This is a genomic window from Hyphomicrobium sp. 99, from assembly GCF_000384335.2.
Classification (GTDB): Bacteria; Pseudomonadota; Alphaproteobacteria; order Rhizobiales; family Hyphomicrobiaceae; genus Hyphomicrobium_B.
Window position 1 is genome coordinate 2,576,398 of the sequence record NZ_KQ031382.1, and the last position, 13,084, is coordinate 2,589,481.

The 13,084-nt window shown below is 57.5% G+C and carries 12 protein-coding genes and 2 pseudogenes; 8 read left to right on the forward strand and 6 right to left on the reverse strand.

What is annotated here, in order from left to right:
- The first annotated feature begins 118 nt into the window (after positions 1–118).
- Together G359_RS12395 and G359_RS12400 are read left to right on the forward strand one after the other, a co-directional pair.
- Complete coding sequence (locus tag G359_RS12395) at positions 119–1,171, forward strand: sensor histidine kinase (protein WP_045836379.1); 1,053 nt, start codon at positions 119–121, stop codon at positions 1,169–1,171.
- A 67-nt stretch (positions 1,172–1,238) separates the two neighbouring features.
- Positions 1,239–1,613, forward strand: coding sequence for a response regulator (locus G359_RS12400; protein ID WP_045836380.1), 375 nt, complete (start codon positions 1,239–1,241; stop codon positions 1,611–1,613).
- 11 nt (positions 1,614–1,624) lie between these two features.
- Here G359_RS12400 and G359_RS12405 read toward each other — a convergent pair whose 3' ends face one another.
- From G359_RS12405 to G359_RS12435, 6 genes and pseudogenes are all read right to left on the reverse strand, one after another.
- Positions 1,625–1,885 carry a hypothetical protein gene (locus G359_RS12405; protein ID WP_045836381.1) on the reverse strand — a complete coding sequence of 87 codons (261 nt, stop codon included), beginning with the start codon at positions 1,883–1,885 and terminating at the stop codon, positions 1,625–1,627.
- 878 nt (positions 1,886–2,763) lie between these two features.
- Complete coding sequence (locus G359_RS12410) at positions 2,764–3,891, reverse strand: extracellular catalytic domain type 1 short-chain-length polyhydroxyalkanoate depolymerase (protein WP_045836382.1); 1,128 nt, start codon at positions 3,889–3,891, stop codon at positions 2,764–2,766.
- 62 nt (positions 3,892–3,953) lie between these two features.
- Complete coding sequence (locus G359_RS12415; protein ID WP_156150756.1) at positions 3,954–4,376, reverse strand: CopG family transcriptional regulator; 423 nt, start codon at positions 4,374–4,376, stop codon at positions 3,954–3,956.
- A gap of 85 nt (positions 4,377–4,461) precedes the next feature.
- Positions 4,462–4,863 (reverse strand): annotated as a pseudogene (locus tag G359_RS20770) (tyrosine-type recombinase/integrase); the annotation flags it as partial.
- Between the two features lie 92 nt (positions 4,864–4,955).
- Positions 4,956–5,084, reverse strand: a pseudogene (locus G359_RS20945) (aldehyde dehydrogenase family protein); the annotation flags it as partial.
- Between the two features lie 938 nt (positions 5,085–6,022).
- The gene (locus G359_RS12435; protein ID WP_156150757.1) at positions 6,023–6,430 is read right to left on the reverse strand and encodes a hypothetical protein; all 408 of its coding nucleotides are present in this window, start codon (positions 6,428–6,430) and stop codon (positions 6,023–6,025) included.
- Between the two features lie 153 nt (positions 6,431–6,583).
- On the opposite strand from G359_RS12435, the gene G359_RS12440 reads away from it, so the two are divergent.
- From G359_RS12440 to G359_RS20505, 6 genes are all read left to right on the forward strand, one after another.
- On the forward strand, positions 6,584–8,665 hold the full coding sequence (locus G359_RS12440) for an FUSC family protein (protein WP_045836387.1): 2,082 nt from the start codon (positions 6,584–6,586) through the stop codon (positions 8,663–8,665).
- Complete coding sequence (locus G359_RS12445; protein WP_045836388.1) at positions 8,655–8,885, forward strand: DUF1656 domain-containing protein; 231 nt, start codon at positions 8,655–8,657, stop codon at positions 8,883–8,885. The genes G359_RS12440 and G359_RS12445 overlap by 11 nt, the downstream gene beginning before the upstream one ends.
- Positions 8,886–8,923: 38 nt before the next feature.
- Positions 8,924–9,778, forward strand: a complete 855-nt coding sequence (locus G359_RS12450; RefSeq protein ID WP_197077576.1) for an efflux RND transporter periplasmic adaptor subunit — start codon at positions 8,924–8,926, stop codon at positions 9,776–9,778.
- Positions 9,772–11,256, forward strand: a complete 1,485-nt coding sequence (locus G359_RS12455; protein ID WP_045836389.1) for an efflux transporter outer membrane subunit — start codon at positions 9,772–9,774, stop codon at positions 11,254–11,256. The genes G359_RS12450 and G359_RS12455 overlap by 7 nt, the downstream gene beginning before the upstream one ends.
- Before the next feature lie 78 nt (positions 11,257–11,334).
- Positions 11,335–12,186 carry a LysR family transcriptional regulator gene (locus tag G359_RS12460; protein ID WP_045836390.1) on the forward strand — a complete coding sequence of 284 codons (852 nt, stop codon included), beginning with the start codon at positions 11,335–11,337 and terminating at the stop codon, positions 12,184–12,186.
- 429 nt (positions 12,187–12,615) lie between these two features.
- A complete protein-coding gene (locus tag G359_RS20505) occupies positions 12,616–12,915 on the forward strand; it encodes a hypothetical protein (RefSeq protein ID WP_156150759.1) in 300 nt (99 codons plus the stop codon).
- Positions 12,916–13,084 lie beyond the last annotated feature (169 nt).

A 13,084-nucleotide genomic window follows, 5' to 3' on the forward strand; every position in this document is an offset into this window, starting at 1 on the left:
ACCATGTTGGCCCCAGCCCTATTGCATTGGGGCCAACAGCAGGCTCTTGTCAGAACGATAGTATTCTGCCGAGTGATGGCTTTCGCACCGCGAGCCTCCGGCCCTTGAGGGCCATACGATGGCTTCTGTTACCTCTCAGCACGTTGAAGCAGCCAGCACTCTCGCTGTCATCGCTTCATCTAACGAGCCGCTGCTATTCCTTTCTGCCGATCTGAACGTAATCGCTGCGAGCGCATCGTTCTGCCGGACATTTCAGATTGATGCCGCCGGCATTCCTGGTCGGAAGCTTTCCGAGATCGGCGGTGGCGAGTGGGCAATGCCCCAACTCCATTCTCTGCTGATGGCAACCGCAGGGGGGACAACCCCAATCGAGGGCTACGAACTCGAGCTCACCTTGATGGGCCAAAAGCCTCGAAGCTTGGTGTTAAATGCTCGCAAGCTCGACGATGGAGACAACGACCGTGTTCGGCTCCTTCTGGCGATATCTGACGTAACAGCCGCTCGTGCAGAGTCTCGGGAAAAAGATGATCTCATCCGAGAGAAGGCGATTCTTCTCCAGGAAATCCAGCACCGCGTCGCCAACAGTCTCCAGATCATCGCCAGCGTGTTGATGCAGAGCGCTCGCAAGGTGCAGTCCGAGGAAGCGAGGGGACATCTTCAAGACGCGCACCATCGCGTCATGTCGATCGCCGAAGTTCAGCGTCACCTCGCGGCGTCGAGCCTCGGAGACGTGTCGCTTCGACCCTATTTCGTCCAACTTTGCGAAAGCCTTGGTGCATCGATGATCCAAGACCCCAACCGTCTGTCGATCGTGGCGACCATCGATGACAGTGTCGTCAATGCAAATACGTCGGTGAGCTTTGGTCTAATCATCACCGAACTGGTGATCAATGCTCTTAAACACGCCTTCCCAGGCAACCGGCACGGCAAGATTAGCGTCGATTTCCGGTCCGATGGAGCGAAATGGGCTCTATCCGTCGTGGATGACGGGATTGGCATGGCGACGGGTTCCGACAAAGCCAAGCCGGGGCTCGGTACAGGAATCGTCGAGGCGCTCGCCAAACAGCTCGGCGGCAAAATTATCGTGCGCGATGCAAAACCTGGAACCTCGGTTCGTATTGTTTACGACGAGCTGGTCGCCAAACGGAGGGAGGCACTGCCGACTGCTTAGCAGAGGCTCCCCTGCTTCACATTACGCTCAGCGATTGAGTATCAGCTTCGTCCTCACCGGATAATATATGCCAATTCATAAGAACGTTGTTTTGGTGGTCGAGGATCACCCGATTACTCGAAACGCTGCTCTCGAATTTCTGGAAACCGCTGGTTTTGAGGTGATCGAGGCGAGTAGCGCGGACGAAGCTATTCGGGTTCTCGAAGCGCGCCCCGAAATCCATCTTGTGTTCACCGACGTCGAGATGCCTGGTTCGATTGATGGCTTAAAACTATCTCATTACATCAGCGATCGATGGTCGCCGATTAAGTTGATCGTGGTATCGGGCCGGACCCTCGTTGAGCAGGGCCACATGCCGGTCGGGGCTAGATTTTTCCCTAAGCCCTATAACGAGGACGCAATAATCGAAGCTGTGCGCAGCATGCTTTCGGAAGCGGATTAACTTCCGGGCCATCATTGGCTATCTTGGCTGCCGATATCTGATGCAATCGCCGAAAAGAAACGATCAGCAGCGTCGTTGAGTTCGCGGTCGGTCGAGCCCTCCGCTGTCCGGCCATGAAAGTACTTTTTAACCTCCTCACCAAAACTGAGAATGTCCGTCGCGCCCTTGCCTGCTTCGAGCATGCGGTCGCGCACCATGAGGCCCACGACGCGCTCAAGAATGGTCACTCTCGCGACCAGCTGAGCGCGTTGATGACGGGTAGAGTTGGGCATTGAAGTACCTCCATCTATTCCAAGTATAATATCGCCAATCGAGTCATCGATGCCATTTCGGTCCAGCCATTGGGAGCCGTCGGAATGACACCTCCACTCGCATCATCGCTGCAGCAAAAGCCAACGAGCCGCTCGTCGGCCCGAGCCGCTGTAAGTGCCCGCGCTATCCGCCGGGTGATTCCAGCAGCAATAGCAAACGCCCCGATAGCGAAACGCGTCAGCGCGCACCCATCAGGTCACAATTTTGCATCAATCGTCGCTGTGCGGCATAATGCAAATCCGTATGCTCCACATTTGCGAGGGCCGGGCTTTAAGAAGCTCTGAAATCTTGACCGAGATCAAATTATTCGATGGCTGACGATCTAAATTTGAGGCGTGAGCGGTCGTATCGACGGCAATATTTTTGCAAAATTCCATTTAAACGGACGCCGGTGTGATCGCTCGCAATAGGAGAGCTGGCATGCGCGCGCGTCGATTCCGAGCGCGTGCCCCTCCTCCGGGACCTGAGAGGATTAGCACCCCAGTTGATCGAAGAGTTGCCCTGACCTTATGGGAGAAATTCAAAAACAAACGCGCGACTATCTCAGGGCTCTTTACGGGCTCGGAAAGCCTTCCGTCGAAATTCTTCCAGTTCACCGCCGTTCTGGCTTTCGCTCGCTTAAACAGGTGGATCGTTGAGGGCCCAGAAGGCGGCCACGGACTTTCGCCACTCGGTGTTAAGGAGATCGGCGGTTGATACCCGAAATTCCTTTTGACGAGGTTATCAAGCTCAGGACAATTGCGAGAAGAACGGCCGCAAATGATAAGTCGACGCGCGCCGAGAGGGCGCCATGATGCCCATTCACATCTCAGGCGACCATCTTAGTAGTCGACACTAATCACGGCAGCGTTCGACGGTGTTGAAGAAAGAAGCGCAACATTTCCTTTGAGGCATCCGGACCATCTTGGCTGGTGAATGAGCCTGCTGGACTGCCACCGGACCAGGAATGCCCGGCGCCGTGGAGCTCCCACAATTCAAGGATGCTGAGCCCAGATGCGTCGCGATGCACAGCATGCGAAAAACTATATCCTTGAGATGAAGTCTTCCGCTCGGTCCGCATCCGGAAATTCGCGTCTCCAGCGACTCGAGCAATTACTTTCGCGCCGTTGGAAGGGTGGACCGTTGCGTCCCTGTCGCCGTGGAAAACTATCGTGGGCTTCGCCGCAGCAGGGGCACCACTGCCCGTATTCCCTCCTCCTCCGCGCATCGCGTTGAACGCCGACGCGACATCGTTGGCTGAGCCACAGGCGAGTCCCGAATGCACGCCAACGGCTGCATAGAGGTCCGGATAAGCTTCTCCCATAATCGCAGCGGCAGCGCCCCCCGCTGATAACCCGGCCACATAAATACGCGCCTGATCGATGCCGTGCTCCTCAACGACCTGTCGCGTGATTCCGGCGATCAACGATGGTTCACCTTTCCCGCGTGCCTGATCGGCTGACCTGAACCAGTTCCAACATTTCGAAGCGTTCGCGGCTTGCGGCTGTTCGGGGTACACGACGAAACACCCGTGCTCTTCGGCCACGAAGTTCATGCGGGTACCCGCAGCAAAGTCATCCGCCGACTGCGTGCACCCGTGCAGCATCACGATTAACGGCCTTGGTCCGGCAGCGCAAATGGTTGGAATATAAAGTTTGTACGAACGCGCTCCTTCCGCGTTTGAAAACGAACCACTGACGTAGCGCCCTCCTTCGGGCGCGATGTCGGCTGTGTGCAGCGCGTGACGCCGTGCCCCTGGCAGGTTTGCGCCATCGAAGGACCCGAGAAGTTGCGGGATAGCGGCCGAAAGCTTTGTCGGGCGTATCTGGTCGGAGACGATCTCGCCGTCGATTGTTCCCTCGGCAGACGTTGTGCCCGTTGTCGGACTCATCGTGGCGGCTTGCAGCAACGCGAGCGCATCGCTTAAGCGACCCGCCCGGGTAAGACGTGCGGCTTCGTGCATTTTTTCAAGATCGAGAGTCTTCATATTGAGAGGGTTCCGTTTTGTTGCCGCGTAAAGCCGCGTAAGCGGTGCCTATGGGCGTTCGACTATCGGATGCGGTCGGCCAGAGCGGCTTTGACTTCCGCGCTTGCGTGGAGCGTGCCAAGTACCGTGAGCGATGCGATCGTCGCGCGTGCTAACTTGGGCGAAACGTCGGGTGCGATGGTAAGAAGCCCGAGCACTCGGAGATCAAGTTGCTGGCCGGCCGCACGCGCGGCCTCAAGCTCCTGGCGGTCGAGCCGTCGTAACCCGAGATCAAGCGATTGCCGCCTCACGGCTTTGTTGACGACCTCGGCGTGCCGCTCGATCTGGTTGCGAATGGCGCTGCGTATGAAATCGGTTCTGTTTGAATAGAAACCTTCCTCGACCAGTAGATCGATCTGCCCGAGATCCACGTAGCCAAGATTGATTGTGATCTTCTCTGAATCGGGGCCCCGCGGCCTTAACTCGCGGACATTATCTTTCGCCATATTCAGCCATCCAAACACCATCCGTATGGATGGCAGATGGGATCGCGCTGGCGACTTTCAAGCGGAAACCTGAAACTTCATGAGCGAGGTGGCCGGTTCGGCGGTAGATCAGCACCGCCTTGGTTCGGCGTAGCGAGTGTGTGCCGAACTTCGCTGGAGCGAGACCGATGCTAGCCACTCAGTCCTGCACGAGCCGCGCGTACTGGCGAGTGGTTAGTCGACGGTCGGTATTGCCTCGGTCGGCGAACAGAAACTGTCCTGTCTTCCTATCCCTCAGTCTCAGATACTGGTCGATCGCCTGTCGTGTCTGGTCGGTCAGCTCGAACCGCACCGGCCGACCTGTCTTTTTCTGACGAATCGTGGCGCGGTCCATCGCGTAGCCGCTCGGAGCCACGTCATCGACGCGGACGGCGACAACGTCACAGCCCCGCAGCTTGCTGTCGATCGCCAAATTGAACAGGGCAAGATCGCGTGTCTTGCCCTGCATCTGAAGTTTTGTCCGGATCGACCAGACATGGCTCGGCCTGAGCGGCGGCTTTGCGCCAATCAGCTTGCCCTCGTTCCAAGGTGTCCGGGTAAGATCTCTTCGCGCTCGATCGTCATACCCGGCTTAACATCCGCGAATACCGTCGGCTTGACGTAGTATCCGCTGTTGAATTCCTCCGGGCGGCCAAGTCCGCCGCAAAGAAGGCGGGCTCCTTCGTCGACACTTTCAACTTCGAACAAAACTGGCGTCGTCCCAACCGGCGTTAACCGCTCGATCTTTAACTCGCCCTGCTCTCCGAGAACATGCTTATGAAGCTCGTCGAAGTCAGAGCACCATACCGTCTCGATATCCCGATCTTTTGAGCGATCGTTGGCGCTTGCTTCAGAGCCAAACCGCGCGGGCCGGAACTGCAACTGTTCGGCCCCCCTCACTTCGACACCCATCTCAGGGTTCGCGGCACGGCGCATCACCAACCGGCCATCTTTGACCCAAGCTGTTTCCATGTCCTCGCGTGCTTCGTAGCCCAGGTCTGCGAGCGTCTTTAAAATGGCGCGGCGCTTCGCTGCCAATGCTCTTCCCTTCCGCTCGGCGTCAGTGACGTCCGCCACACGTTTCGAAAGCGACGCCGCCGTCGAGGCATCTTCACGCCGCAAGGCATCCCGTACTTCCGCGACCAACGGCGTGGCCGCCGGAAGGCCTCCAGTTCGGCCACCTTTGTTTCAAGAGCAGAGAGTGCCTTGACCTCATCTCGGCGCTTTTGGATTGCCGCAGAAATCTCAAGCTGGAGGGTATCGGCCACCATCCGTTGCTTGGCTTCTGAGGTCTCGCCGGACACAGCAGCTGCCGCACTGATAGGGCCTCGGCGGCCTTGTCGCCGCCCAACATGCGCAGCTCCGCGAGCGCAGCATCCAGGCTGCGCGCACAGTCCTCAGAAGCCGAGGGCTGCTTGTTGAGCCAGCTGGCGAAGCTGGTGACTTCTACGCCGCCTCTCAGCTTGTCCGCCAGCGCCCGCTGTTCGTCGGTTAAGCCTGCATCCGGTTTACTTTGCGGCAAACCGGCCAGCACTTGCTGTATGATCAGCGGCCACTGGTAGTCAGCGCAGATAACTGTTGCCCTGGTCGACTAACACTTTCTCCACGCAAGAGACGCTCGACCGCCGTCATCTTACTTTCAGGGGCGCGTTATCTCCGCCCAGCAGTGCGCCAGGGAAGAATGTTGGCTCTTCAGCTTCGATGGTGACGGCTGGAGGGCCAGTGGCTAGGACCTTGTCAATCCATCCGCTCCGGGCGGGTAGGGTGACAGAAAGCGTCATGTCGAGTTTCAAGGCAGGCTCAATGAGATTTTTCCCGCTCGAGCCCGAACGATAAAACAATATCGTGCCGGTGAAGGCGCTGCGGCCCGACACGGAAATCGGGGCAAATGGAGTTTTCGGACGCTTCAGGCGCTCCGCAACGTCCTCTCGGCTTCCGAAATACTGAGCGTCAGCCACATAGCTGCTCTTGAATTTTTCTATTTGCCCCGTGGCAAGGGCTCTTCGCTTCAAAATTATCATTGGGATCGTCGGCAAGTCATCGATCGCAAAAAAATTTTGGTTTGATCGAAATTAAATGATTTTGTCGTCGCAGAGCGGATGTGACAGAGCCTGGAACCAGATGCGGGCAGGATTCGGCAGACCCCCGCCGGATCCTGTCCGCCCGGGGGAGGTGTTCGTCGAACCCACATGTCACCATCCATAAACGCGACCCGCTGGCACCATCATCTTTTGTTGTTTGACTCCCACCGGCTCATCTTTTCCTTAAGCAGTTATCTTGCTTGTGTTTTGACGCTCGGGATCGCGTTCGCGGCCAGCCTCCCGCGGCCGTGGTGGGCGATTTTGACCGTGTACGTCACGGCGCAGCCCATGTCCGGTGCGCTGCGCCCAAAGGCGTTGTATCGACTGATCGGGATTATTCTCGGCGCGCTCGTTGCCATCGTCCTCGTTCCCAATCTTCAAAATTCTCCGGAGTTGTTGGTTCTCTGCCTCTCGGCATGGACCGGGTTGTGCATCTATCTTGCCGTCCTCGACCGCACCCCCCGTGCCTTCCTGTTTCAAATGGCCGGCTTTAGCGCGGCCGTTGCCAGCTTTCCCTATCTCGATGATCCCGGGAATATTTTTACGACGACCATATCCCGCGTCGAAGAAATGACTGTCGCAATCGCGATGGTGACGCTCGTGCATAGCGTGATCCGGCCGTGGAATGTCCAGGAAATCATCTATTTCCGCGCGAAACGCTTTCTCGTCGATGCGATCGCGTGGGCCGATGGCGCTATCGACTTGCGCCATAGGAATCTTACGTACGCCCACCGCCAACGCGTCGCCTCCGACGTGACGGAACTCGGAGTAATCGCGATCCACTTGCCATACGACATGAGGGGCGCTGCCGGTGCCCGTGGCATGGTTCATGGTCTGCAACAGCGGCTTGCGGCGCTTATTCCGTTGGCTTCCGCTATAGCCCAGCGCCTCGACCTCTTAGACAAGAAAGAAATCGACCCTGAGCTCTCTCGTCTGATCGATGATACGCGGACATGGTTGCGGGAATGCGCGGACGCGCCGACCAACAAGTTGGAAGGCATGGCGGCGCGTCTTGCAGCGCGCGCGCGATCCTTATCGCATAAGAGCAGCGAGGAAAGGCGTTGGCAGGCGCTGATCGTCGCGAGCCTCGCCGAACGCCTCGCCGAGTTTGTCGAAACGCTGCAAGAGGCCAAGAGCCTTACAGAAGCGCTTGATCAACCGTCAATGCTCGACCCTTCTTTAGCGATAGACGAAAAGCGCCCTCCAATTGCGCGCGATCCTGTCATGGCGGCGCTTGCTGGACTCGCGATGGCGGCGGCGATCATTCTCTATTGCGCGGTCTGGATACTGCTGGCATGGCCGTCGGGATCGGCGACGGCGGCGTTCGCGGCCCTCGTTACTTGCTCCTTTGCGGCGCAGGAAGATCCCGCGCCGATTATCGGCCGCTATCTCTTCGCGACGCTTGTGACCTTTCCGATCGCAGCGGCCTACATGTTCGCCATATTGCCGCTCGTCGATGGCTACATGTTGCTGAGTGTAGCCCTTGCTCCGGCCTTAATCGGCATAGGGTATATTCAGGCGGACTCGGCACGATCGGCGATCGCGCTTCCGATGTTCTCCTGTCTGATAGTCGGCCTTGGTTTCGTCGATTCTTTCCAGGCCGATTTCGCCGTGTTCGCAAACACTGGCATTGCCCAAGTCATGGGCATCGTCATTACGATTGCGGTCACGCGCCTTTTTCGTTCGGTTGGCATCGAATGGACCGCGCGCCGGATCATCCGCGAGCAATGGCGTGACATCGCGGAGCTAGCCCAAGGGGCGACGGAACCTCGTCTCAAGGATTGGACCGCTCTGGCGCTCGATCGGATGGGCCAGATCGCAGCGCGCATGGCGCTCGCAAGCGAGAGCGACGCGCTTCATGCCGCCGACGGCTTAAGCGATATCCGCGTGGGTCGTAATATTCTCCACCTACGAAAGGCCGCCGCGAGTGCAAGTGCGAAGGTCAAAAACGCAATCGAGAACGTGCTTTCTGAACTCGCTCAAGTATTTCGCCAGCGCTATCGCGAAGCGAATGTGGCTCCGGCCGGCCCACAACTTCTGTGGGCGCTCGATGAGGCCATCGGCGCGATCCAAACAGCAGAGGACCGAAGCGACGTGTTGCGGCAGGCCCTCCTCGCTGCCGTCGGCATTCATTGCAATCTCTTCCCAGCGGAATCCAGGATTGAGGAGACCAAAATTCATGGTCGATGAAGTTCAAATTTTCGGCGTGTACTTTCCCGCCGCGCTCGTCTGGGCTGCTCTTGCGGCCACCTTAGCTTATGTCATACGGCCACTAATCGCCAGAATGCCACTGCGTCATGTCAATAGCCACATGGGCATTCTCGATATCGCAGTGTTTGTGACTTTCTGGTGGGGGCTTTCCATCCTCGCCGATGCGCACGTATTGCCGCGGGAATTTCCTCTCCAATGAATGGCATGCTGTGGAGCCGTACGCTTGGAACCCTAGTTATGGTGTCACTCACTCTTGTGGGAATGCAGGCGCTTTGGCAGCGCTATCAAGTCGATCCGCTAACCCGCGACGGAAAGATAAGGGCCGACGTCGTGCAAGTGGCGACCGACGTCGCCGGGCTGATCACCGACGTACGTGTTCGTGACAACGAGTATGTGCGGAAGGGACAGGTTCTGCTCGTCATGGACCGGCCGCGTTACGAACTTGCGCTTCAGGCAGCGGAGGCCCTGGTTCAAAGCAAGCAGGCGTCGCTCACGCAAGCGGAGAGGGAAGATCAGCGCAATCACACGATGAAGAATGTAATCGCTGCGGAAACTGTCGAGCAGGGAAGCGCACGTGTCGACGAGTTGCGGGGCGGACTGGCACAGGCCGTAGCCGCACGCGATCTTGCGAAACTCAATCTTGACCGTACCAGCGTACGAGCGCCCGTCGATGGCTATGTATCAAACATGACCCTTCAGCCGGGAACATACATGAAGGCAGGGGATGCGGTCGCGGCTCTCGTTTACGACCAATCGATACGCATCGAAGGATACTTTGAGGAAACCAAAATTCCTGCCATCCATGTCGGCGATCCCGCCGTTGCCTTTCTTATGGGCGTGGCCGAGCCGATCCACGGACATGTCGAGAGCATCGCGACCGGCGTCGAAGACCGCGAGCGCAGCGATCGCGAATCCGCCCTCGCGAACGTTAACCCGTCCTTCCAATGGGTCCGTCTTGCTCAGCGCATTCCGGTCCGCGTGACGATCGATAAGCTACCGGCGGGGCTTAAACTCATCGTCGGGCAGACAGCAACAGTGGAAGTTAAGCCGCATACGGGAGAGGCAACCGTAAAGCGGAGCTTTCCATGGTGAGACAGGCGTCGATCGCGGCTTCGACGGTATGCTTGTTCCTCGGCGCATGCGTCGTCGGTCCCAATTACCAGTTGCCCACCAGTTCGCTCTTCAATGCGCCCGAGTCGCAAGGCTCGTTTTCTTCCAAAACGAAAGCCATCGTCGTTGAGGCGCCGGTCAGCAACTGGTGGCGGCTCTACAATGATCAAAGGCTCGCGGGGTTTGTCGAGAAAGCCCTTGTTGCCAATACCGACCTTCGCGCCGCGGAAGCCAATCTCGAGCGAGCACACGCTCTGCTCGCCGAAGCCGAGACCGCGCGCCAAATTAACGGCGCTGCAAATTTTGATACGAGCTATGTTCAGCAGTCGGCTGAATCCTATCTCAGCCACACCAAACCACCCCAGCATGAAATCGCAAATACCGGAATTTCGATCACCTATGACCTTGATCTTTTCGGGAGGATCCGTCGCGGCATCGAATCCGCAACATCGGCGGACGAGGCCGCTGTCGCCGCGCGCGATCTCGTGCGAGTGAACGTCGCGGCCGACACAACCCGCGCTTATGCCGATATTTGCAATGGTGGCAACGAACTAAATTCCGCCCGTCGCACGGTGCGTGTGCAGAAACAGGCGATCGCCTTCACGGGCGCGCTGGTCAGCAATGGGCGCGCGGCCCGATTCGATATCGATCGGCAGCAAGGCCTATATGCAGAATTGCAGTCACGAATTCCTCTCCTTGAAGCCCGTCAACGCAACGCCGCTTATCGGCTGATGATGCTAGTCGGCGAGCCGCCCGAAAAATTGGACCGCTCGCTTCTCTCCTGCAAATCCCCGCTGGAGCTTTCCTCGCCGATTGCTGTCGGCGATGCTCGCGCGCTGCTCAGACGCCGTCCTGATGTTCGAGCAGCCGAGCGACGGCTCGCCGCAGCCTCCGCAATTATCGGCGTCGAAACCGCCGATCTCTACCCCGATGTGAAAATTGGCGCGTCTATTGGAACACAAGGCGCAGCTCCGGATTTGTTTGGAGCGCTGACCAATCGGTTCGGCGTCGGCCCGACCATAAGTTGGAATATCAATCAAAACGTGGCCCGCGCGCGCATTGCGGCAGCGCAAGCGCAAAGCCGCGCGGACCTCGCGAGCTTCGATAGAGCTGTGCTGACGGCCTTGCGCGAAATCGAAAGCGCACTTACGAGCTACGCATTCAGCCTCGATCGGCTCAAAAATCTCAAAGACGCGCGCGACCGCGCTGCCAAAGTGGCAAAGGATGCACGCGAGTTGTGGCAAGGGGGCAGCACCGATGCGCTTACGTCGCTCGAGGCTGATCGAAGCCTCGCGGCGGCCGAACAGGCCTACGCTGCGGGTCAGACCGACGTCAATCTCAATCAGATCGCGATTTTCCTAGCTCTCGGCGGTGGATGGGAGGCGCCCTCACAGATTGACGCGGCCGAGGGACTGGCTGGGAAAGGGGAAACGAAAGACACGCACAGCCACGCCGGCTAATAGGAAAGACTACAAAAGAAAAAAACAACTTCGCAAGGCATCGTTCAGAGTACCCCCCAGCAGCATTTAACGGCAGCCATGGACATAACTTCGGCACGAACTTTTTTGGAAGTCGTCAAGACAGGAAGCTTTGCGGCGGCGGCTGCCAATTTGCATGTAACCCAAACCGCCATCGGCGCAAGGATACGCGTGCTCGAGCAGGAACTTGGCCGCCCCCTTTTCGTGCGAAACAAGCTAGGCACTCAGCTTACCGCCGCGGGCCAAAAATTTCACTGCTTCGCGATAAGTCTTGTCAGACTTTCTGAGCAAGCGGTTCGTTCGATCGCGCTACCCCATGAGCAAGACGCAGTCGTCTCAATTGGCACGGAACTCAGCATTTCGGATCCTCTTGTCCCCTTATGGCTTGTATGGATGCGTCGTACGTATCCACAATTTGCGCTTTCGGTCCGCGTGGATACGGCAGAGCGATTGATCGAACAGGTTCAAGAAGGCTTGCTTGATGCGGCTATCCTCTACGGCGCTCCGCGTAAGATCGGCTTAATCGCCGAGCTTATCTTTGAAGAAAAACTCGTCTTGGCAGAGGCCAAGGGCAGCACACAATCGGCGGCATCGCACGAGACCGTTCGGATAGATTGGGGCGAAGAATTCTCCGATGCCTTTCACGCCGCTTTTCCCGCAGCTCCGCCTTCGACCGTAGCCGTTAGCTATGGGCCGCTCGCGCTCGAATACATTCTCGCGGTAGGCGGGCGGGGTTATTTCCGGCGCGGTTTCATCAAGCCATATCTCAAAGACGGCCTTTTGACCCTGGTACCCAATTCGCCAGAATTTTCTTATTCTGCTTATGTTATTCATTCCGCGCGAGCCGATGAAAGCATCATCGCTCATATTCGCGAAGGACTTCGCGCGTCCTCTGCTGGAATGGCCGATTGAAGCCCTTTGGCGGACAAAATAATTGCGGTTTTTCCGCATTATTATGCTTTTGTGAAACATCTGTGTCGGTGCCATCTATTCATTTACGGACCAAATCCCATGAGAGCCGCCGAGATTGAATGAGACAAGAACCGGCGCCCGTCGATGTCCGTGAATTGAGGAAAGAATGGCCGAATATCCACGCGACATCGCAGCCCGCATTCCCTTCACAAGCGGGATACCATCACGAACGGCGCGAAATTCATCTCGCTATGCCGAAAATATAAATCGGTAGAACTGAATAGAGCCATTCACGGCGCAGAGCGCCAGCTAGAATAGCGGCAAGAAAATCATTTGAAACCGGAGTTCCCGCTTTCGGGCTGCAGCCGCAGCTCTCGAAGTGCTTCGTCTTGGGTTTTTTCCCAAAATAGAAACTGAAAGGAGACTAACATGATCAAAGTTCTACCTGCTGCACTGGCGGTTGCGTTTCTTTATCTCGCTCCTGTTCCGGCCACCCATGCTCAGCCGGTATGTGATGGCGACTTCGCAAAAATCGGCGGACAATGGGTTGCCACCCCGCAATGCCAGCTCGCCGAAGCGCTATCCGCTGCTCATGTTCACAGTAGTGCCTCAAGAGCCAAAAGTGCCTCAGCAGCCAAAGTTGGCGATAACTTATCGCCCGAAGACGTCTGTCGTCGGGCGGTAGGCGATATCCGCAGCGCAACCTTTTGTTCGGAGTACAATGACTAGGGTCTTTTGACCCACGGTCTGAGGGCTGAGGCGAAGAACAAATTACGGCGAACCAAGCCGTGCGGACTTGCCTCGGCCTCGCTCTTTTCTGGAGACCCTTTTTAGATCGGATCCGTCAAATGCCAGCATGACCCCGGGATCAGCAATACCTCCCAATCGCGGTTGAACA

Coding starts and splice junctions, on each gene's coding strand:
- G359_RS12415 (WP_156150756.1), bottom strand. CDS start 4,376: ATGGCGAAAGATAATGTCCGCGAGTTAAGGCCGCGGGGCCCCGATTCA.
- G359_RS12445 (WP_045836388.1), top strand. CDS start 8,655: ATGGTCGATGAAGTTCAAATTTTCGGCGTGTACTTTCCCGCCGCGCTC.
- G359_RS12395 (WP_045836379.1), top strand. CDS start 119: ATGGCTTCTGTTACCTCTCAGCACGTTGAAGCAGCCAGCACTCTCGCT.
- G359_RS12450 (WP_197077576.1), top strand. CDS start 8,924: ATGGTGTCACTCACTCTTGTGGGAATGCAGGCGCTTTGGCAGCGCTAT.
- G359_RS12400 (WP_045836380.1), top strand. CDS start 1,239: ATGCCAATTCATAAGAACGTTGTTTTGGTGGTCGAGGATCACCCGATT.
- G359_RS20505 (WP_156150759.1), top strand. CDS start 12,616: ATGATCAAAGTTCTACCTGCTGCACTGGCGGTTGCGTTTCTTTATCTC.
- G359_RS12440 (WP_045836387.1), top strand. CDS start 6,584: ATGTCACCATCCATAAACGCGACCCGCTGGCACCATCATCTTTTGTTG.
- G359_RS12405 (WP_045836381.1), bottom strand. CDS start 1,885: ATGCCCAACTCTACCCGTCATCAACGCGCTCAGCTGGTCGCGAGAGTG.
- G359_RS12410 (WP_045836382.1), bottom strand. CDS start 3,891: ATGAAGACTCTCGATCTTGAAAAAATGCACGAAGCCGCACGTCTTACC.
- G359_RS12455 (WP_045836389.1), top strand. CDS start 9,772: ATGGTGAGACAGGCGTCGATCGCGGCTTCGACGGTATGCTTGTTCCTC.
- G359_RS12460 (WP_045836390.1), top strand. CDS start 11,335: ATGGACATAACTTCGGCACGAACTTTTTTGGAAGTCGTCAAGACAGGA.